The sequence below is a fragment of the Vicinamibacterales bacterium genome (assembly GCA_036496585.1).
In the GTDB taxonomy this organism is placed as follows: Bacteria; Acidobacteriota; Vicinamibacteria; order Vicinamibacterales; family 2-12-FULL-66-21; genus JAICSD01.
This window is the reverse complement of sequence record DASXLB010000010.1, coordinates 67,366-87,955: the sequence shown is the minus strand read 5'-3', so window position 1 is coordinate 87,955 and position 20,590 is coordinate 67,366. Positions and strand designations below refer to the sequence as shown.

Genomic DNA, 20,590 nt, shown 5'->3' with positions numbered 1-20,590 from the left:
TCCCGCGCTGAACGTGCCGGCGCTGACGATCGCGGTCTCGTCGCTCCTCATCGCGCTCGTCGTCTTCGGCCTCGAGCCGGCGATTCAGCTGACGCGCACGCTCGACGTTCGCGGCGCGCTCGCCGGCGGATCGGCCGCCGGACCGCAGCGCGGCCGGCGCCAGCGGCTTCTCCTGCGGTGGCAGGTCGCCATCGCGGCCGGGTTCTTCATCATCGCCACCATGTTCGTGAAGTACTCGATCGCGGAGGCGCGCCATGATTCCGGCATCGACCTGGATCGAATCGGGGTCGCCGTTCTCAATTTCGATACGCCGGAGTGGAACGAGCCGCGCGCACGGCGCATGTTCGATCGGGTACTCGACGAGCTGCGGCGCGATCCGTCGGTCGAGGCGGCCTCACTGTCGAGCGGATTGCCCTTCGGCGTGCCGAGTACGCTGCGTCTGTCCATCTCACCGCTCGAACAGACGAGCGGCGCGCGAATGGACCCGCAGGTGATGACGGCGATCGCCGGGGCGCCCTCGATGTTCCGGACGCTGGGGGTAAAGATCCTTCGTGGACGCGGTTTCGACGATCGCGACGGGCCGGCCGCGCCGCGCGTCGTGGTCCTGAGCGAATTCACGGCACGGCAGATCTTCGGTACCGCTGACGTCGTCGGGCGCGAGATGGCGGTCGGCCAGACGCGGCCCACGACGGCCACAATCGTCGGCGTTGCGGCCGATACGGACGTGGGCCGTATCTTCGCTGATCCGCGGCCACTGGCCTACGTGCCGCTGACGCAGCACTACCAGCCGCTCATCACGGTCGTCGCGCGGGCATCCGGATCGGTGACGAATGCGGTGGGCGCGATGCGCGAGGCCATCAGGCGCGCCGATCCGGACGTGGCGGTCGACACCATCGGGACGGGACGATCGGTGCTCGCCGGACCGTTTCAACTCTTGCGCGGGCTCGGCATGACGGCGATCGGCCTCGGCGCGATCACGCTGCTTCTCGCCATGGCGGGCCTCTACGGTATCCAGTCGCATATCATCGCAAACCGCACGCGGGAATTCGGCGTGCGGATGTCGTTGGGGGCCACCGCCGGACAGATCAAGCGCATGGTGCTCGTGGACGGCTATCGCCCCGTCCTCGACGGGCTCATCTTCGGGTTGTCGATTGGCCTCGTCGGCCGGGCGATCGCGCGCGCGTATCTCGAGCTGGACGTCGCCATCGTCGATCCGTGGATGCTGGTGGTGACGCCGATTCCGTTGATCTGTGCCGCGTTCTTTGCCTGCTACCTGCCGGCCCGCAGGGCCGCGGCGGTCGATCCCAACGTAGCGCTTCGCAGCGAATAGCCACGCCGGTAAGGAAACCCGGAGGACATTTGACGAGTCTTCGTCGGCTTCGAAAAGTCGGCTGAGCCCGAGATGATCCCATTTCCTTCGGCTTCGAGCCCCGGCGGCCCGCCTCTACAAACCGGCAGGGAACGCGTACACCGGCGGAGGCACGAACGGCGCGCCCACTTCGATGGTGATCTGGGTGTGTGCGCCGAGCACGATGTTGCGAGGGTTGCCGGTAAAGCTCTTGCCGTCGACGAACGCCCGCACTGTTCCAGTTAGACCCGCGACGTTGCGTCCATCGAGCGGCTGGCCCCAGATGTCGAAGAATTGGCCGAGCGTGTACGTCCGGCTGTCCGGCGACTCGACGTGGATGATGCCGGTCGCGTCGTGCGTGTGCAGCCAGTAGATGCCCGCACCCATTCCGACGAAGCCGTTGTTCACCTGAAACGGCTGGACGATACCGATGCCGTAGGGGATCGCGATCTGCTGTCCTTTGTAGAACAGCGACAGGTGCGCGTGGACGTGGACCTGCAGCATCTCGCGCGACGAGCCCTCGATGCCGTCGATCGTCTGTCCCTTGCCCCCGGTCGGCGTGTCGCCAGGATCGAACTTCGTCGCGCCAGTCTGGGTCGCCTGGACGATCGGAATGGGACCACCCTGAGCAAGGACGGCCGTCGCCATGCCGCACAGCGCGGCAGCCATGAGGATCCCTCGCCCGTCAGCCGTCATTTACAGATCATTGGAGATGGGCGGCGGGTTCGTCAAGACAAGGCCCGATCGTGAATCGTTGACGACGAGATTTCGTTCACCGCCTCGGCGTCCGTCGCGCGGCCTCGACACAGTCGGTCGGAGTCACGAAGGCGCTCCCATCCTCGTGGGCGAAATGCTGCCAACCGATGCCCAGGCAGTCGAGTTCACTCACTGGTACCGTCCTCGCCGGTTGCAGGGAGTACGCCCTCATCTCTCCCGCCAGGGTAGTTGACAGCAACTGAGACCGTTCTTCCAGGTAGGTGCCGTGGTGCTCGCCGACGTCCTGCACGATGCCGATCCCCTGCGTATACCAGATATCCCGGAAGAAGCCGGCGCCCTCGTGCGCAGACGCGTGGTACGTCCGTGCTCCCGCGACGCCGAACGGATCGCCTGCGACGGCTCGGACGTGCCAGACCGCCTCCAACGCCGGGGACGTCGCAGCCGACTGCCCCCACGTTCCCCCGGCGGCCATCGGGAAACACAGACTCGGGGTGTCTTCCCCGTCGGCACCCCGATACGTATCTCCATCCCGATACAGACAATTCTCATGAATCAGGATCCGTTCGACGGGCCGAAGGCGGGTCGTCGCATCGTTCTCGGCGAGCCATCCATTGAGCATCTCGTGGTCGTACGCCCGCACGTGTTCGACGATCATCGTCCCGTCCGCCACGTCGGTGACCGCGTCGATCGTCTCCTCCGTCTTCCAGCGCTCGATCTTCGGGTCCGCCATCCCGTGTTCGCCGGCGTCGAACGCTGCGTGCTGATACACCCATCGGTTTCCCACGGCGACGGGGAACCAGGCGCGCACGACAGGCGACGGCGGCGGAGCGCCGGCACCGGCCATCAGCCCCAACAGCGCGGCCACGAGCGGGATTCGCCACATACAACTCGCCCTCCGAGTTCTGTTGGACACCGCAGACGCCATTTGGTGTCGAGCCGTCTTCGCATCGCGTGAGGACTATGATGTGGTCGTCTCTCGAGGGGGCAAACCATGCTCAAGCAAGTCCGGCTGGACGAGGTTGCCAAACCGTTGCGGCCGCTCCTGCGAATTCCCGTGCCGTGGGTATTCGTCCTCGCCTACCTGATCGGCGCAGGCCTGGAGCACGTCTGGCCCGAGCACCTCGGTAAGGACGTCAACGGGAGCGTCACTTCCGGCGTTGGGGCGGTGATCTTTGCCGCCGGGGCGCTGACTGCCGGCTGGGGCCTGATCACGTTTCACAGGGCTCGGACTACGACGGTACCCGGCGAGTCGTCTGCGCGGCTGGTCACGTGGGGCCCTTATCGCTTCAGCCGCAATCCGATGTACGTCGGGTTGACGATCGCGTACGTCGGTGAGGCGTTTCTCCTCCGGCAGGTCTGGCCTGTTCCTCTCCTGACCGTCGTACTGGCGTACGTGAACTGGGCCGTGATTCCAATCGAGCAGGCGCGGCTGACCGACGTATTCGGCGAGGAGTACGTGGCCTATCAGCGCCGAGTCCGGCGCTGGCTCTAGGCGGCAACATTTCGCCCAGATCATCACCGTCTGTGCCCGCGCGCGCGGAGCGAGATCGACCCGACGGCGCGCTACAATACCCGCATGAAGTTCGTGCTGTCCGCGACCGCGTGTCTCGGCCTCGCGGCCGCCACGGTGTCGGCCCAGACGACGGCGGCGATGAGCGTGGGCGCGACGGTCCTGCCGCACTGCCGCGTCAGCGTGATCGACGCACCAGCTGCTGGACAGCCTCCGGCGGTGACGGCGTCGTGCGGCGCGTCGAGCCTGCACGTGCTTCGCGCGAGCGCCGGTGGCCGATCTCTGGCGCCGATCGTGGGTCGCCACGCGCGCGCCGGCGGCGACGCCACGTTCCTCGTCTCGCGCGATATGGCCACCGACGGCCGCACCGTCGTCGTGACACTGGATTTCTAGAAATCCAGCGTCACGATGATCTGATCGAGATAGAAATCCGCCGACACGTCCTGCGCCGGGAAGACCCGCCCGAAGACCGGGACGATCACTTCATGATTGTTGGGCTGCGCTGCCGCCATGTAGACCTGTGTGCCGCTGGTGCCGTCGCCCCAGATCTGCCCCCGCTGCGCGTCCAGATACAGATTGTAGCGGAGCCTGTCGCGTCCTCCCGACATGTAGCGGTCGTAGCCGCCGCTGCCCCCGGAGCCGAGCGAGATCTGCACGTTGATGGCACTCCGGAGCTGGCGGTTGAGGCTCCCGGTCGTCCGAGCGCTCGTGCCGTTGAAGCCAACGAAACAGCGATACGCGATGCGGCCTTCGACGTCGAGCGGCGCGTCGTTGACCGGATCGTAGACGCCGAATGCCATGATGCTGACGCCGTTGAGCGCGCAGGTCTTGTTGGAGTCGGCAGCCGCCGCCGGCGTGAACAGCGACGCGGCAAGGCCGGCCGCGACGACGAGCGCCAGACCCCGGCGGTCGCTCAGGATCCACATCGCAGCGTCCCCAGTTGCTGGACGAGCGCCGAGGTCGCGATCGCGTTGAGCTCCACCTCGCACGAGCGTCCCTTGTAGGTCACCGTCGCCATGTGATGACCGTCGGGCAGGTCGAGAAAGAACGTGCCGTCGGCGTTGAGCGGCGACTCGACGCGCCTTCCCTCGACCTCGACGACGATCGCGCCGAACGCCGGGACCACCTCCTCGCCATCGATGGTCATCCGGATCGATCCGACGCGCCCCTGCACCCGCGCGGTCGCGAACTTGACGTAGGCCGCGCCGCGAAACGCGGGTGCGACGAATTGCGCGGTCACCGGCACGCTGTACGCAAACGGGATGTCGGCCTCTGACAGGCTGATGCGGTTGGCCAGATACGGCAGCAGTCGCGGGACGAGCAGGCGGCCGCCGCCGTTGGTGCGCCCGACGTCCACGTTGTCGGACTGGATGCGCACCCCCTTGAGCCCGGGGATCTCGACGACCGCCACGCTCTGGTCGAGCTCGCGCGCGAAGAACAGGCCGCCTCGCGTCGCCACGATGCCGCCGGCGAGTGTGGCCGAGCCGGTCTGCGACGCACCGCCTTGCGTGGCGTCGTAGGTCACCGTCATGTGATTGAACGGCGTGTTGACCTCGAACTGGCCGCTGGCCGTTCCCGTGTCGAGATCCGATCCGGTCACCCGAAACCCGTAGCCGACGCCAACGGGCAGCGGGCGATCGAGACTGGCGTATGTCGAGGGCGGCGAGCCCGGCACGCTCGAGTAGGTCACACTCGCGGTCGTCTGCCGGCCGATGGCGACGTTGACGCCCGCGAAGCCATCCCACTGCGTCGTGCCGCGGACGCTGGTCCGGGTCGCAGAGGTGATGAGCTGGGTGCGTCTGGTCAATCGGAGTGTCAGGCGCAGCGATTGTGATCCGCTCGGCACGATCGTGTCGTCGAAACTGCCGTCAGGCCGCGTGAAGCCGAATACGCCGGCCGGCGATCGCTCGGCGGTGATGGTGTAGTTCAGACTGCCGATCCTGAAGAGCGGCACGCCCGCCGACGCCTGGTAGAACTCGGGCGTGCTGGCGCTCCCCGGTGTCAGCGACAGGTTGGCAAAGCCGGGCGCGTAATACTGTGCCGTCGCGCCGAGCGTCAGCCTTGGGCTGGCAAACGCGTAAACGCCATAGAAGGCCAGCCCCTGATGGCCGTCTCTCGAATCGCTCGCCCATGCGTGCAGGTCCGCCTCGCCGAGACGCGCCAGCCGTATGTTCAGAGTCGGTCCCCCGGCGGCGACGCCCTCGCGGCCCTCCGCTTCGAACCCGGCGGTCAACCAGTTGGTGAGACCGGCGCGGTGATACCCCGTCGCTTCCAGGTCCGTATAGACCGGCGTCTCGCCACTGTCGTCGCGCTGCCAGCCGGCCGCATATTGGTAGTCCTGCTCCCCACGCGGCAGGACGCCGGTCGCCAGGTAGATGCTCGAATCGAACGTCTGCTGCCGTCCAAGCCGGTCGCGCACGACGACCTGTACGTCGCCGAGTCCCGAATTGAGAGGCAGCCGATCGAGACGGTAGGGGCCGGGTCCGATCGGCAGGCGGCGCACCAGGGCGCCGTTGACATAGATCTCGACGTCGGACGGCGCGGTCGCCGTGCCGCGGACGGTCGGGGCCGCGTAGCGATAGAAGTACGGATCGAGCGAATAGTCGCGTCCGAAGGCGGCGCCGGCGAGCGTTGGCGCCGAGCCGAGCGGCGTGGAGGCGGCGACGATGTCTCCGAGCTGCCAGCGCTGACGCCTCGACACGGCATCGACAGTGAGCGTCGTCAGGCCGCGCCCGACGACGCCGTCGGGATACGCGGTAAAGGCCGAAACCATCGACGTGTTGCCGAACAGCTCGAATCCCGCCTCGCCGAAGCCGCTCGTGCCCGCCTCCTGGTCCCAGGTGGCGCTGTAGTTGATGAACGCGCTCGGGCTGTGCGAGATGATCAGGTCGGCCGGCCGCTGGTACTGGAGCTCGACGTGGGTCTCGGCGAAGAATCGCGGAGCGGCGGTGACGTGGATCTCGACGTTGGCGCGATCGAACACGGCCGTGATGTCGGGCTCGAGCGAACTCAGGAGGACGTGCGCTTCGCCAAATAGCGTGTCGCGGCGTCCCTCGAAGCCGTGCAGGCCTGCCTGTTCGAGCACGGCGACCGGCAGCCAGATGCGGTCGCCGTCGACGACCACCAAAGCGGTGCCTTTCGGCACGTCATTGACCACCAGCGCTGCGAACGCCCGCTGCGGCTGGCCGCCGGACGGTGACAGGCTCGTCCACACGAGGCAGGCAGCCACCAGTACGCCGGCCGCCACGGGCTACGGCGCGCAGGCGCCGGCCGGCACGTCGGCACGCGACGACAGCATCTTGTCGTGCGCGTAGACCTCGACCTCGACGAATTTCATCGGCCGGCACTGCGCGGGTTTGAACGTGTACTGCCACGTGCGGGTCTTGCCGGCCAGGACATACCATCCGGGCAGCGACTCCTCGAAGACCGGCTGGTCGGGCCCCGACATGCCCCGGATCACGATGCTGTCGACCATGGCATGAGTAGTGCCCGTATTGGCGAGCGCCACCGAGACGATGTGGTTGGCAATCGTCACCGAGTCGATCTTGCCGCTCAGCGTGGATTTCGTCGGCTCGACGAAGACCGGCACACCGATGCGCGTGCGGACATTCACCTGGTTGGCGTTGGCTGGCTTGACTTCACTCGGCAGTTCCTCGATGAGTAGCCGGTAGGCCTTTTCGACAGTGCCCTGGGCGGCGGTGGCACCGACACGAATCCGCTGGGTCGAATGCGCCTTGAGCGTGACGAGCGGCGGGAAGATGACCAGATCGGTCGTCGCCGTGAGCTGCATCGTGCCCGAGATCGGCTCCTGATCCCAGGCGAACCCCTTGATTTCGAAGCGAAGATCGTTCGCGCTGGTATTGCTCAGCGTCAAGACCGCATTGTTCGAGGCGGCATTGAGCTTGATGAGAAGGGGGTCTACCGAAAAGGTGGACTGCGCACTCCCCCAGCGCGACGCGGCGAGGATCATTGCCAAGGCCGCAATCGCCGTGGACAGCTGTCGGTGGGTCATCGAGACTTCCTTCAGAACTGCACGGTGACCAGGATCGTGTCCTGGTAGGTGCCCTGGGTCACATCCTGGCTGCCAGTGACACGGCCGTAGACGATGAACTGCCGCGGGTCGCGCGACGGCGCGGTGCCGCCGTCAAGCTGTTCGAAGGCGCCGTCGCCCCATCGCTGGGTCCGTGAGGAATCGCGGTACACCTCGTACTGGAGAAACGTCGCGGGCCCACCGGTCATGCGCCGCGTCCGGCCCTGGGCATTCGATCCGTTGTCCATGGCGATGGTGACGGCCGTCCCCTTCGTGCACGCCACACTGAGCGTGGTCTGGGCGTCGAGGGCCGCGGTGGCGTTGGCCGACACCGGGTCGTAGTCGCCGAACGCGAGCGGCTGCGCCGCGATCGTGCACTTGCGGACGACGTTGGCGTTCACCTGCATATTCGCCGACGTCTGGCCGCCGCTGCCCCCGCCGGCTTGCCCGCCCGGCGCCTGGGCGAGGGCGAGCGTCGCCACGCCCGCCGCGATCGCAAGGCCGCCGGCGGCCGCGGTCAGGCGCCGGCCAAGAGAGCTGGTGCTCATGTCCGCACGGTAGTCAGGCCGGCTGAGTCGGTCTATGCACTTTCGGCACGCCGTTCACCGCCCCGGCGTTCATCACTGTCTTCTGGCGCCGCCGACGCCGCGGGTGCGTCATCTGGCCTATGATGGCGTCCGCGAGGACCGCCCCATGATCCATCGACGCGATTTCGTCCAGTCCATGCTCGCCCTCGGCGCCGCGACCACGTTGCGCCCGGCGGCCGAGCTCTTTGCCGCACCCGCCGCGCTCTTTGCGGCACCCGATGGCGAATTGAAAGGACTGGCCGACGCTGCCCTGGCCGCCGCCAAACAAGCCGGCGCCTCATACGCCGACATCCGCATCAACCGCTATCGCAACCAGTTCATCTTTACCCGCGAGCGCAAGGTCCAGAACATCGTCAACACCGAGGATTTCGGCTTCGGGGTCCGGGTGATCGTCGACGGCACGTGGGGCTTCGCGAGCAGCAGCGTCGTCACGAAAGACGAAGTCGCGGCGGTGGCGCGCCAGGCCGCCGGGATCGCCCGAGCCAACCGCGCCATCAACACCGATCCGGTGCGCCTCGCGCCCGTCGAGTCCTACCCGGACGTCGAGTGGAACACGCCGCTGACGAAGGATCCGTTCGCCGTGCCGCTCCAGACGAAGATCGATCTGCTGATGGAGATCAACGACGCGGCGCTCAAGGTGAAGGACGCCAGCTTCGTGTCGGCGTTCATGCTGTTCGTGAACGAGAAGAAGTTCTTCGCCTCGAGCGAGGGCTCCTGCATCACGCAGTCGCTGGTCCGCTCCTACCCCACTTTCACGGTCACCTCGGTCAACCGCGATACCAACCGCTTCTACGACCGCAACTCGCTGAGCGCGCCGATGGCCGCCGGCTACGAGTACATCGAGAGCCTGCCGCTCGTCGAAGAGGCGCGCGTCGCCGCCGAAGAAGCCGTGGCGATGCACAAGGCGAAGACGGTCGTCCCGGGTCAGAAGACGCTGATCCTCCACCCGTCGAACCTGTGGCTGACGATCCACGAATCGGTCGGCCACCCGACAGAGCTCGATCGCGCCCTCGGTTACGAAGCGAACTTCGCCGGCACCAGCTTCCTCACCACCGAAAAGCTCGGCAAGTTTCAGTACGGCTCCCCGCTCGTCACCATCATCGGCGACAAGACGCAGGCGCGCGGTATGGCGACCTGCGGCTTCGACGACGACGGCGTGAAGACGACCAGCTTCCCGATCATCAAGGAAGGGCTGTTCGTCGACTACCAGACGACGCGCGATCAGGCGCATCTCATCAACGAGAAGGCCTCGCACGGCTGCAGCTACGCCGACAACTGGTCGTCGATCCCCTTCCAGCGCATGCCGAACGTCTCGCTGCAGCCCAGCGAAAAGGCGGTCAGCGAGCAGGACATCGTCGGCGCGACCGAGGACGGCATCTACATCAAGGGGGACGGCAGCTACTCGATCGATCACCAGCGTTACAACTTCCAGTTCAGTGGCCAGACGTTCTGGGAGGTGAAGAAGGGCAAGATCACGTCGCAGCTGCGCGACGTCGCCTACCAGTCGAACACGCCCGAGTTCTGGAAGTCGCTCGACATGCTCGGCGGCCAGGCGACATATCAGCTCGGCGGCGCGTTCAGCGACGGCAAGGGGCAGCCGGTGCAGAGCAACTCCGTGAGCCACGGCTGCCCGATCGCGCGGTTCGCGCGCGTGAACATCCTCAACACCGAGCGGTGATCCGATGATCTGGACACAAGAACAGGCCAAGGCGCTGATCGATCGCGCGCTGTCGATTAGCAAGGCGGACGAAACCGAGGTGACGCTGACCGGCGGCGACCGCGCCAACGCGCGATTCGCGCGCAGCAGCGTGACGACGTCGGGCGCCTCGTCGGGCTACAGCCTGGCGATCCAGGCAAAGTTCGGACAGAAGGCCGGCACCGTGACCGCCTCGGAATTCTCCGACACGGCACTGCAGCGCGCGGTGAGGAACGCCGAGGAAATCGCGCGCCTGTCGCCAGAGAACCCCGAGGCGATGCCGTTCCTCGGGCCGCAGACCTACGCCGACGTGCGCACCTATTTCGAAGACACGGCGGACGCGACGCCAGAGTGGCGCGCCGGCGCCGTCAAGGCGGCGCTCGACGCGGCGAAAGAGAAGCAGGTCGACGCCGCGGGCTTCGTCGAGACCTCGGCCCAGATCCAGGCCGTCGCGACGTCGAAGGGACAATTCGGGTTCGGCCGCTACACCGCGGCCGACTACAACCTCACCGCGCGGACGCCCGACGGCGCCGGCTCCGGCTGGGCGTCGAAGTCGTATAACGAGCTGCGTCTCCTGCAGCCCGCCACGCTGGCCGCCGCCGCGATCGACAAGGCGGCCCGCTCGCATAGCCCCACCGCGATCGAGCCGGGCAAGTACACAGTAGTCCTCGAGCCGGCCGCGATGGCGGACCTCGTCGCCAACCTGGCGTTTGCCGCCGACGCGCGGCAGGCCGACGAGGGGCGCAGCTTCTTCTCGAAGAAGGGCGGCGGCTCCCGCCTGGGCGAAGCGGTCGTCAACGAGAGGGTGACGATCTACTCGGACCCCGCGCACGCACTGGCCCCGGCGATTCCGTTCGACGGAGAGGGACTGCCGCTCGTACGGCTCACCTGGATCGACAAAGGCGTCCTGAAGAACCTCTCCTACTCGCGCTACTGGGCGCAGAAACAGGGAAAAACCGCCACGCCGCAGCCCGGCAACCTGATCATGGAAGGCGGCACCTCGACCATCGACGAGCTCATCGCGGGCGTCGCGCGCGGCATCCTGGTGACACGGTTCTGGTACATCCGCGCGCTCGATCCGCAGACCCTGGTCTTCACCGGCCTGACCCGCGATGGGCTGTTCCTGATCGAGAATGGCAAGGTGACGCGCCCGATCAAGAACATGCGCTGGAACGAGAGCCCGATCTTCGCGCTGAACAATCTCGACGCGATGACGCCGGCCGAGCGGACGGTGAGCGGCGAAGGGGTGGGGGGCGCGGGCTTCTCGATCGTCTGTCCGGCGGCGCGCATCCGCGAGTTCACGTTCTCGTCGGGATCCGACGCGGTTTAGCGGCGAGCTGCAGCAGACCTGATGTCTGGGCCCAGGCTCCAGCGATCCGTGCGCAGCGCACCTATCGCGCGGATCCGGGCTCGGCGTCCTACTGGGGTGCTCCGACAGCGGATGCCGTGAGCCCCGGCGCGCGGCGGTGATGTGTCGCCTGCTCGTAGGCATACGCCAGCCCGATCAGCTTCGCTTCCGAACCCGCGGTCCCGATGAACGACATCCCCACCGGCAGCCCGAACGCCTGCCCCGCCGGCACCGTGATAGACGGATAGCCCGCGACCGCGGCCGGCGTCGAGCTGGCGCCCGTGAAATGGTCGCCGTTGACCAGATCGGTCGTCCAGGCCGGCGACCCGGTCGGCGCGACGATGGCGTCGAGGCTGTGCGCGCCCAGCACGCGGTCGATGCCCTGCGCACGCGACAGGAGCCGGCACTGCGCCCGCGCCGTCCGGTAGGCTGGCGACGTCAGCGGTCCCTTTTTCTCCGCGCCGACGAACTGGTCCTGGCCGAAGTACGGCATCTCGCGGGCCCGCTCGCGCTCGTCGAACGCGATCAGATCGACGAGCGAGCGCACCGGTGATGCCGGTCCGCGCGCCACCAGGTACTTGTCGATGTCAGCCTTGAACTCGTAGAGCAGCACGTCGTTCTCGCACGCATCCAGCTTCGCCGCGTTGGGAATGTCGGCCGGGTCGACGACCACCGCGCCGGCCGCCTTCATGTCGGCAATGGCCTGGTTGACGAGCGCATCGGCCGCGGCGCTGTAGCCGAAGTACAGCTTGCGGGCGACGCCGATGCGCGCCCCCTGGAGCGCGCCGGCCCGCAGCGCATCGGCATACCGCCCGCCGCCGCGCGGCATGCGCTCCGCCATCGCGTCGAGCAGCAGCGCCGCATCCGCGACCGTGCGGCCCATAGGACCGGCGGTGTCCTGACTGTGGGAGATCGGCACGATGCCGGCCTGGCTCACCAGCCCGACGGTCGGCTTGATGCCGACGAGCCCGTTCGCGCCGGACGGGCAGACGATCGACCCGTCGGTTTCCGTGCCGACGCCGATCGCCGCGAGGTTGGCGGCGATCGCGGCTCCCGTACCCGAACTGGATCCGCACGGGTTCCGATCGAGCGCATACGGGTTCTTCACTTGTCCACCGCGCGCGCTCCAGCCGCTCGTCGAATGCGTGGATCGGAAGTTCGCCCACTCGCTCAGGTTCGTCTTTCCGAGCAGCACCACCCCCGCCTCGCGGAGCCGCACCACGAGGGCGGCGTCGTGCTGCGGCCGGGTACCCTCGAGCGCCAGCGATCCGGCGGTCGTCAACATACCGTCGGCGGTATCGATGTTGTCCTTGATCAGCACCGGAATGCCGTGAAGCGGGCCGCGTGTTCCGCGGGCCCTGCGTTCGGCGTCGAGGCTGTCGGCGATCGACAGCGCGTCGGGATTCACCTCGATCACGGCGTGCAGTCCCGGACCCTTCCGGTCGATCTCCTCGATCCGCCGCAGGTACATCTCGGTCAGCTGCCGCGAGGTATATCGGCCCGCGGACATCCATTCCTGCAATTGCGCGGCGGTCGCTTCCTCGAGCGGAAACGACGGGGGTGTCTGCACCACGGCGGCAGCTACCAGGACGAGTACGGCGCGCTTGATCATGGCGCCGCTAGCCTAGCGCACTTCCCGCGCGCGCAACCTCGCGCCGCGCTAGGCCGTCAGCCGATCGACAATCGCGCGCCAGGTCCGCGCCGACGGCGTGTGGTCCGCGGCCAGCGTCGCTCCGCACACCGTCCCCGACGCGGTCGGCTGCGTCTGGATCCACACCGGCTCGAGCTGCAGGCGCAGCCCGATCCCGGACACTTCGACGTCGAACGGATTCGGCAGCGGCGCCTGATCGGGCAGTTCGAGCCGCAGGCCGCCGTATGACACGTCGACCACCGCCGCGGGACGTCCGTCCGCCGTGACCCGGAAGCCGCCCACCACGCGCTTGCGCGGCCAGCGGCGCGGCCGGCGCACCACGTTCAGGAGCGCTGTCGTCTTTGCCAGGAAGTCGGCCGGGCGGATCGGCTTGCGTACCAGCTCCGCGCGATAGCGATGCGCCTCGAGCTCGATCATCGGATCGTCGTAGCCGGTGATGATCATCACCGCCATCTCGGGATGGTCGGCGCGCGACTGCATCACCAGGTGCAGGCCGTTGAACGCCCGCACCCGCACGTCCGACACGAGCAGATCGAACGGGCTGAGCCCCAGCAGCCGCTTCGCGGCGTCGTAGGTCGCCGCGCCGGTGACCAGATGCCCGGCGTCACGGAGCAGTTCGACGATGCCGCCCAGTGCGTGATCGTCGTCGTCCAGGACGAGAATTCGATATGGCAGTTTCATGAGCGGGCAGGAGCATCCCTGACGGGTTCGGTTGTCGGTTCCCGGTTCAAAAGGGGTGCCGCGCACGGATCGAGAAAAGACGGGCAATTCCGGGCGGCCGTCCTGAGCGACCGCGCGGTTCTGTGATCGGACTGACGCTCGTGGTCTGTGGAGAGCGCGGTCAGTGAATCGTCGGGCCCGGAGGCGCAGCGGCGGCGAGGACGCGGCGGATCAGCGAGTCGAGTCGTGCGTGTTCGATTGCGAACGGACCCGCGACCGCCGCCCCCATCGGAATCTCGATCGCAATCACCACCTGTGCGCCGACCGGCTCGACGATCCAGCTGAAACCGCGCAGCGCCACGTAACGCTCTCTGCTCGACGGATGCTTGGCGCGATCGATGGCCAGCAGGACCTGCTTGAGCACCGATTCGACGTCAGCCTCACTCCACAGGGACGGGTCGACGCCGAGCTCGAGCCGCACGGTCGTGGCGACGTTCTGCTCGCGAAGGACGATCTCGACGTCGAAGGTCATGACCGATCAGTCGCGTTGTTCATGACGGGGCCAGTTCCGCTTCGAGCGCATCGACGGTGGTGACGGGCGCGCGACACGCGAAATCACGGCACACGTAGGCGGTCGGCTTTCCCTCGATGGTGTGCATCGCCGCGACGAACGGCAGGGCGGCCCCCAGCGCCGCCTGCGACGCGGGGGACACCGGAACCGCGATCGCAAACGGCAGGTGACGCCGCGCGACCACCGATTCGAGCGCGCGCCGGCCGTCAGCATCGCCAAGCAGCACGATCTGCATGGCCCCGGCGTGCCAGGCCGACAGGGCCGCCAGCATCATCGGGATGGCTCGCGCGGCGCGCCCGGCCTTCGCGCCATACCGCCCGAGCGTGCGCCCGGCTCTGGCGATGATCGCCTCGTCGCCGCTGAGATGCGCCAGCACGATCAGGTTGTGGACCGACACCGAGCTCGCCGACGGCTCCGCGCCGTCGTAGTCTTCCTTCAGACGCAGCAGCACGGTCGGGTCCAAGCCAGTCGTGCTGAACCATCCGCCGTCGCGATCGTCCCAGAACAGTTCGTCCTGGCGGGCCTGCAGCACCCGGGCCCATTCCAGCCACCCCGCCTCGCCGCCGGCTTGAAAGAGCTCGAGCAGGCCCCAGATCAGGCAGGCGTAGTCCTCGGCATAGGCATCAATCGAGGCATCGCCGTCGCGATACCGCCGCAGCAGCGTCTTCGTTTCCTCGATCCACAGGCGCGAGCGGATGAATTCGGCGGCCCGCTGCGCCGCCGCCAGCCACTCCGCCGCCTGCGGACGGTCCGGCAGCGTTCGCGCGGCCCGGGCAAAGGCGGCGATCATCATCCCGTTCCACGAGGTCAGCACCTTGTCGTCGAGGTGCGGCCGAGGGCGCGCGACGCGCGCGTCGAACAGCACCTGCCGCGCGCAGCCGAGCGTGGCGACGATGGCGTCGGCGCTCGTCCCTGTCCGGGCGGCGATGTCCTCGATCGGCTCCGATGTGTAGAGAATGTTCTGTCCGGTGAACTCTCCGTGCGGATCTTCGGGTGCGTTGCCGCCATCCTCGATGCCGAACCGGGCGCGCACCAGCCCCGCGGCGTCGCCGAGCAGTGCGTCGATCTCATCGCCGCGCCAGACGTAGAACGCCCCTTCCCGCTTCGGGCCTCCCTCCGCCGGGCTGCTGTCGGCGTCCTCGGCCGAGTAGAAGCCGCCCGCCGGGTCGCGCATATCGCGCCACACGTAGGCGAGCGTGTCTTCCGCAACGGCGGCGAAGAACTCGCTGCCCGCCGCCTGCGCCGCCTCGAGGTAGGCGAGCACCAGCTGCGCCTGGTCGTAGAGCATCTTCTCGAAGTGCGGAACGCGCCAGTTGCCGTCGACCGAATAACGATGGAAGCCGCCGCCGACGTGGTCGCGCATCCCGCCGAGCGCCATCGCCCGGAGGGTCTCGGTCGCCATCAGCAGCGGCGCGTCCGCGCCGGTGCGCGCGTGCTCGCGCAGCAGGAACAGCAGCTCGGAGGGGCGCGGAAACTTCGGCGCGTCACCGAATCCGCCGCGGCGGCGATCGAACGCCGACTGATACTGCTCGACCCCCTCGCTCAAGGCGGCAGGGCCGGCCACCGTCGACTCGGCGGCGGTGCGGCCGTCGGCGCCGGCGACGGCGCGCAGCCGGTCGAACAGCTCGGCCGACGCGTAGTCGATGCGGGGACGATCGTGCGTCCAGACCCGCGTGATTTCGGCAAGCAGATCGAGAAAGCCCGGACGCCCCCAGCGCGACGCCGGCGGAAAATACGTCCCGCCGTAGAACGGCTTCAGTTCGGGGGTGAGGAAGACGGTCATCGGCCAGCCGCCCGCGCCCGTCGTCGACTGGACGAATGTCATATAGACGCGGTCGACGTCGGGCCGTTCCTCCCGATCGACCTTGATCGACACGAATCGCTCGTTGAGCGCCGTCGCGACCTCCGCGTTCTCGAACGACTCGTGCTCCATCACATGGCACCAGTGGCAGGTCGAATAGCCAATCGACAGGAAAATCGGCCGGTTTTCCTGTCGCGCCCTGGCGAACGCCTCCTCGCCCCAGGGATACCAGTCGACCGGGTTGTTCGCGTGCTGCAGCAGGTACGGACTGCGCTCGCGTGCGAGGCGGTTCATCCGTTCATGCTGTCATACAATCCTGCGTCATGGAATTCGCCGTCGAAACGCACGGCCTGGTCCGCGTCTTCGGCGCCAAGCGCGCCGTCGACGGCATCGACCTGCGGGTGCCGGCGGGCAGCTTCTACGGGTTTCTCGGTCCCAATGGCGCGGGCAAGTCCACCACCATCAAGTGCCTGACCGGCCTGCTGCGGCCGACCTCCGGCGACATGCGCATCCTCGGTCTCGATCCCGAGGCGGCGGCGGTCGAGATCAAGCGGCGCGTCGGCGTCGTACCCGAGGACCTCGCGCTGTTCGATCGCCTGACCGCCGCCGAAACCCTCAACTTCGTCGGCCAGGTGCACGGCATCCCGGCCGAGACCTTCAAGACACGGTCGGCCGATCTGCTGTCGCTGATGGATCTCACCTCGGCCTCGACGACGCTGGTGGCCGACTTCTCGCACGGGATGAAGAAGAAACTCTCGCTCGCGACGGCGCTGCTGCCGGCGCCGCGGCTGCTCTTTCTCGACGAACCCTTCGAGGGGATCGACGCGGTCGCGTCGAGGCAGATCAAGGAACTGCTGCATGCGTTCATCGGCCGGGGCGGCACGGTGTTCCTGACCTCGCACATTCTCGAGATCGTCGAGCGGCTGTCGACGCACATCGGCGTCATCGCCAACGGACGGATCGTGGCGCAGGGCTCGATCGAAGAAGTCCGGTCCGGCGTCCACGGCCACGGCACGCTCGAAGAGATGTTCATCGAGCTCGTCGGCGGGGAGCGGCCGGCGGCGGATCTGAACTGGCTCTAGCGATGATGCGCATCTTCCGCGCCTTCGTCTGGATGCGCCTGCGGGTGCTGGTCAACTCGCTGGAGCAGACCGGCGCCCGCGACACGCTCGAGCGCTTCAATGTGGCGACCGAGAAGCTGGGGTCGATCATCGCCCTCGTCCTGCTGATTCCGTCGACGCTCGGGCTCTTCGTGCTCGGCATGTCAGCGGGGTTTTTCCTGGCGCAGGGCCACGCGTTCGTCACGCTGACGATCGTGCGCTACTTCCTGATCGCGGTCACCGTCGTCGCGCTCGTCGGTCCGATCATGCTGCCGTTGCGCGACAGCGGCAGCGTTGTCCGCTATCTGCTGCTGCCGATTCCGCGGCTCCAGTTGTACCTCGCGCAGATGGCCGGCGCGCTCGCCGATCCGTGGATTCTGCTCGTCGTTCCCCTCGCCGTGCTCGGCATCCCGATCGGGCTGGCCATCGGCCTCGATTTCGTGGCTGCGGCGCTGGCATTCGCCGCCGCCGTCGCCTTCCTGATTTTCGCCGCCGGCCTGACGTCGCTCGTGACGTCGGTGATCCACCTGCTGCTGCGCGATCGGCGCCGCGGCGACATCGTGATGTTCGTGCTCGTCTTCACGATCCCGGCGATGGCGCTGCTGCCGCAGATGCTCGTGCGCGAGAGCCGCGGCCCCGGCGGACGCCAGCTCACCAGGGCGGAACGGCGCGCGCTGCCGCCATCGGCGGTCGCCCAGGGAACGCTGCGGCTGGCTCCCTACCTGCCGTCGGAGATGTACCGGCGGACCGCCGCCGGCGCCGTCAGCGCACCGGCCGGGGCGCTGGTGCCGCTGGCCGAGCTCGGCGCGATCGCGCTCTTCGTACAGGCAGCGGGGTTTGCCGCGTACCGTCGCGTGCTCGACATGCCGGTGTCGTTGAGCGTGCGGCGCGCCGGCTCGTTCGGCGGATTGTGGAACCGCGTCGTGCCAGGCCTGTCGCCCGGCGCCTCGGCGGTGGCCTTCACCCAACTGCGCCTCGCGCTGCGCACGCCGCGCGGCCGCGCCACGATGGCGACGCCGTTGCTGATGCCGCTCCTGTTGGGTGTCGTCGCGTCCCGCCGCGGCGGCATGGCGATTCCCGGCGTGTCAGGAGACCATGGACTCCCGCTCGCAGCGGCCGGGGTGTTCGCGTCGATCCTCGCGCTCCTGCCGCTGGCGATGAACCAGTTCGCGATCGATCGCGCCGGCTTCACGCGCCACATGCTTTCGCCGATCAGCGTCGGCGAGATCCTCGCCGGCAAGGCCGCCGGCAACGCGATGATTGCCGCCATGCCGGCCACGCTCTGCGTCATCCTGACGGCGATCGTGTTCGGTATCGAGCATCCGCTGCTCTGGCTCTCGCTGCTCCTAGCGTTCGCCGCGACCTACGCGGTGCTGTCACCAGTGGCCGCGGCCCTGTCGGCACTCCTTCCGAAGGCTGTCGATCTCAACAGCATCGGCAGCAATGCACACCCTGGTGCGGGCGTGCTCGGCATGCTTTCGTTCGCGCTGTCCGCGGCCCCGTCCATCCTCCTGACCCTCGTCACGATCAACTGGCTGCGCCGCCCCGAGCTCGTCCCGGTGGTGCTGCTCGTCTGGCTGGCGATAGCCATAGGCGTCGGCTACCTGCTCTTCATTCCTGTCCGCCGTCTGGTCGCCAGTCGCTGCGAAACACTAGCGCAGTACTACTGAGCGGCTCGACCGGCGGCGCGAGGGTAACGCACGCACCAGGGCTCCACCGCTGAGGTAACCGACGACCACGGGCTGGGTAGCGCACTGCTCACCAGCCTTGCGGTCTGGGCCACAGCGGGCATTTCCCGGCCGTTTCGAGGCGTTACGCGCTGGCATCCAACATGCTCTTATGAATGGTGTCCGGCGGCCGCAAGGCAACCGGGCCCGCCGCTCCGGTGTTCCGCCGGAGCAACCGCCCCGCCTTTACAGCCTGCCAAAAGGCTACAGGGAGTGTCTTCGGACCTCCCTGTCCTGCCGTACGGCCCTTGGGTAAGACGCCTCACAGATGAACGCAACGCAACAGGCGGTTGACCCGATATCTAGACGCGTGGTGTGGGCGCGGCGGGAATGTCGTCGGGACGATGACGGCGCAGACGGGCATTGGCGGCTGTGACTTCCACGCCATAGAGCAGGAGCACGGCTGAGATGTAGATCCAGATCAGGAACACCACGACCGCGGCAATCGAGCCGTGGATGTGGCTGAAGCGCGAGAGATCGCGCACGTACCACGAGAACCCGGAGAGCGCGCCTCGCCACAGCAGTCCGGTGACCACGGCGCCCACCCAGACATCGCGAAACCGGACCGTCGCGTTGGGCACGAAATAGTAGATGAGCCCGACCACGGCGATGAACAGCCCGGTGCTGGACCACCGGACCGCCACGTGCTGCAACACGGTGAAGATCTTCGGCGAGTGGATCGCGACGTTGGCGAACCATCGGGCTTCGAACAGGTTGATCGCGCTCGTGAGCAGCAGCCCGATGAGCAGCAGCACGCTGGCACAGACCAGCATCGTGAAGGCGATCAACTTGTGACGGAGATAGCTCGGCGTCTTTTCCACCCCCCAGGCATGGTTGACCGCCGAAGTAATCGCCCCGAACACGCCCATCGCGGCCCAGATCATCAGCAGCGAGCCGGCGATGCCCAGCTGGACGCGCGCCGCCTGCATCGAGACGAGCTGCGTGGTGACGAAGTCGAACTGGCGGGGAAAATAGCGCAACACGAAGTCGAGGATCTTCGCGCGGTCACCCGGGTCGGAGGTGACGCTGCCGATAATCGACAGCAGCAGCAGAAAAAACGGGAAGAGCGACAGCAGCGCGTAGTAGGCGATCGACGAGGCAAACGTCAGATCGTAGCTGCCGTACACGCCCAGCCCTCCCCGCCAGATGGCAAGAAGGGTGAGGCGGACCTCCGCGTAAAGACGCAGCGAGAGCCGCCGCGGAATCACGGGGCTATCTTACCGACACTCCGTCTCGCGGAACCGACGCATCCCAGGCGTCGCGCACCATCGTGGCGGCGAACACGGCGAAGGGCCCGCTGGCGTAGGTCCTGGCCAGACGCCAGGCAAGGCGTCGCAACGACGGCGAGCGAAGAACGACGACGGCTGCGCCGACCGCGGCCGCCGTCAGAATCACGTTCGCCGTAGTCCGGGCCTGTCCCTCGGTCATGAGCGGCCCAGTCGGTCCCTGCCTAAGCGCCGTAGGTGTTGCCACTGCCGGTGGACCCGCTGCTGGCGGAGGGCTGGCTGCTGCCTGCGGGAGTCGATCCGGTGGTGCCCTGCGAGGCCATGTTGTTGACGGTCGAGCGGGCGCGATCATAGGCGTCGCGGCCGCGGTCCATCATCTGATTGACCTTCTCGCTCGCCTGGCTGTAAGTCTGGTCGGCGGCGTCGCGGATGCGGCCGGTGCCGTCGGAGATGGTATTCCCGAGCTGCGACCGCAGTTCCGAACCCGATTTCGGAGCAAACAACATCCCGAGCCCGGCGCCGAGCACCGTGCCGGCCAGCAGACCCATCAAAAACGAACCGCCGCCCTCTTCCCGTTCGAACCGATCGTATTCGTACGCCATGAATCCTCCTGTGGAA

Annotated in this window: 19 protein-coding genes; 7 read left to right on the top strand and 12 right to left on the bottom strand. The window is 67.6% G+C overall.

Annotation, left to right across the window (positions count from 1 at the left end; translation table 11 throughout):
• Positions 1–1,330 (top strand): ABC transporter permease (locus tag VGI12_03400; GenBank protein HEY2431694.1); only part of this gene is annotated, 1,330 nt, incomplete at its 5' end.
• A gap of 114 nt (positions 1,331–1,444) precedes the next feature.
• On the opposite strand, the gene VGI12_03395 is transcribed toward VGI12_03400, so the two are convergent.
• Entirely contained in the window at positions 1,445–2,017 is a 573-nt protein-coding gene (locus VGI12_03395) for a hypothetical protein (protein ID HEY2431693.1), read from the bottom strand.
• 103 nt (positions 2,018–2,120) lie between these two features.
• Positions 2,121–2,930: a hypothetical protein gene (locus VGI12_03390; GenBank protein ID HEY2431692.1), complete on the bottom strand. Its 810-nt coding sequence runs from the start codon at positions 2,928–2,930 to the stop codon at positions 2,121–2,123.
• 126 nt (positions 2,931–3,056) lie between these two features.
• Between VGI12_03390 and VGI12_03385 the strand changes: the two genes are divergently transcribed.
• Positions 3,057–3,557 carry an isoprenylcysteine carboxylmethyltransferase family protein gene (locus tag VGI12_03385; GenBank protein HEY2431691.1) on the top strand — a complete coding sequence of 167 codons (501 nt, stop codon included), beginning with the start codon at positions 3,057–3,059 and terminating at the stop codon, positions 3,555–3,557.
• 84 nt (positions 3,558–3,641) lie between these two features.
• Entirely contained in the window at positions 3,642–3,968 is a 327-nt protein-coding gene (locus tag VGI12_03380; protein ID HEY2431690.1) for a hypothetical protein, read from the top strand.
• Here the strand turns inward: VGI12_03380 and VGI12_03375 are convergent.
• Genes VGI12_03375 through VGI12_03360 form a run of 4 tightly spaced genes read right to left on the bottom strand, consistent with a single transcriptional unit; the run spans position 3,965 to position 8,153 of the window.
• Complete coding sequence (locus VGI12_03375; protein ID HEY2431689.1) at positions 3,965–4,501, bottom strand: spore coat U domain-containing protein; 537 nt, start codon at positions 4,499–4,501, stop codon at positions 3,965–3,967. The two genes, VGI12_03380 and VGI12_03375, sit on opposite strands and share 4 nt — an antisense overlap.
• On the bottom strand, positions 4,489–6,822 hold the full coding sequence (locus VGI12_03370; protein ID HEY2431688.1) for a fimbria/pilus outer membrane usher protein: 2,334 nt from the start codon (positions 6,820–6,822) through the stop codon (positions 4,489–4,491). The genes VGI12_03375 and VGI12_03370 overlap by 13 nt, the downstream gene beginning before the upstream one ends.
• Before the next feature lie 3 nt (positions 6,823–6,825).
• Positions 6,826–7,587 carry a fimbria/pilus periplasmic chaperone gene (locus tag VGI12_03365; GenBank protein HEY2431687.1) on the bottom strand — a complete coding sequence of 254 codons (762 nt, stop codon included), beginning with the start codon at positions 7,585–7,587 and terminating at the stop codon, positions 6,826–6,828.
• Between the two features lie 11 nt (positions 7,588–7,598).
• Positions 7,599–8,153: a spore coat U domain-containing protein gene (locus VGI12_03360; protein HEY2431686.1), complete on the bottom strand. Its 555-nt coding sequence runs from the start codon at positions 8,151–8,153 to the stop codon at positions 7,599–7,601.
• A 145-nt stretch (positions 8,154–8,298) separates the two neighbouring features.
• On the opposite strand from VGI12_03360, the gene VGI12_03355 reads away from it, so the two are divergent.
• Both VGI12_03355 and VGI12_03350 read left to right on the top strand, forming a co-directional pair.
• The gene (locus tag VGI12_03355) at positions 8,299–9,870 is read left to right on the top strand and encodes a TldD/PmbA family protein (protein HEY2431685.1); all 1,572 of its coding nucleotides are present in this window, start codon (positions 8,299–8,301) and stop codon (positions 9,868–9,870) included.
• A gap of 4 nt (positions 9,871–9,874) precedes the next feature.
• The gene (locus VGI12_03350) at positions 9,875–11,218 is read left to right on the top strand and encodes a metallopeptidase TldD-related protein (GenBank protein ID HEY2431684.1); all 1,344 of its coding nucleotides are present in this window, start codon (positions 9,875–9,877) and stop codon (positions 11,216–11,218) included.
• An 88-nt stretch (positions 11,219–11,306) separates the two neighbouring features.
• On the opposite strand, the gene VGI12_03345 is transcribed toward VGI12_03350, so the two are convergent.
• From VGI12_03345 to VGI12_03330, 4 genes are all read right to left on the bottom strand, one after another.
• Complete coding sequence (locus tag VGI12_03345; protein ID HEY2431683.1) at positions 11,307–12,848, bottom strand: amidase; 1,542 nt, start codon at positions 12,846–12,848, stop codon at positions 11,307–11,309.
• Between the two features lie 48 nt (positions 12,849–12,896).
• Positions 12,897–13,568, bottom strand: a complete 672-nt coding sequence (locus VGI12_03340; protein ID HEY2431682.1) for a response regulator — start codon at positions 13,566–13,568, stop codon at positions 12,897–12,899.
• Positions 13,569–13,728: 160 nt separating this feature from the next.
• Positions 13,729–14,079: a hypothetical protein gene (locus tag VGI12_03335; GenBank protein ID HEY2431681.1), complete on the bottom strand. Its 351-nt coding sequence runs from the start codon at positions 14,077–14,079 to the stop codon at positions 13,729–13,731.
• A gap of 19 nt (positions 14,080–14,098) precedes the next feature.
• Positions 14,099–16,213 (bottom strand): thioredoxin domain-containing protein, encoded by a 2,115-nt coding sequence (locus VGI12_03330; GenBank protein HEY2431680.1) that lies wholly within the window; start codon positions 16,211–16,213, stop codon positions 14,099–14,101.
• A gap of 29 nt (positions 16,214–16,242) precedes the next feature.
• On the opposite strand from VGI12_03330, the gene VGI12_03325 reads away from it, so the two are divergent.
• Together VGI12_03325 and VGI12_03320 are read left to right on the top strand one after the other, a co-directional pair.
• The gene (locus VGI12_03325; GenBank protein ID HEY2431679.1) at positions 16,243–17,001 is read left to right on the top strand and encodes an ABC transporter ATP-binding protein; all 759 of its coding nucleotides are present in this window, start codon (positions 16,243–16,245) and stop codon (positions 16,999–17,001) included.
• A gap of 2 nt (positions 17,002–17,003) precedes the next feature.
• A complete protein-coding gene (locus VGI12_03320) occupies positions 17,004–18,689 on the top strand; it encodes a hypothetical protein (GenBank protein HEY2431678.1) in 1,686 nt (561 codons plus the stop codon).
• Between the two features lie 359 nt (positions 18,690–19,048).
• Here VGI12_03320 and VGI12_03315 read toward each other — a convergent pair whose 3' ends face one another.
• On the bottom strand, positions 19,049–19,954 hold the full coding sequence (locus VGI12_03315; protein HEY2431677.1) for a YihY/virulence factor BrkB family protein: 906 nt from the start codon (positions 19,952–19,954) through the stop codon (positions 19,049–19,051).
• A gap of 242 nt (positions 19,955–20,196) precedes the next feature.
• Positions 20,197–20,574 carry a YtxH domain-containing protein gene (locus VGI12_03310; GenBank protein HEY2431676.1) on the bottom strand — a complete coding sequence of 126 codons (378 nt, stop codon included), beginning with the start codon at positions 20,572–20,574 and terminating at the stop codon, positions 20,197–20,199.
• Between the last annotated feature and the right edge of the window lie 16 nt (positions 20,575–20,590).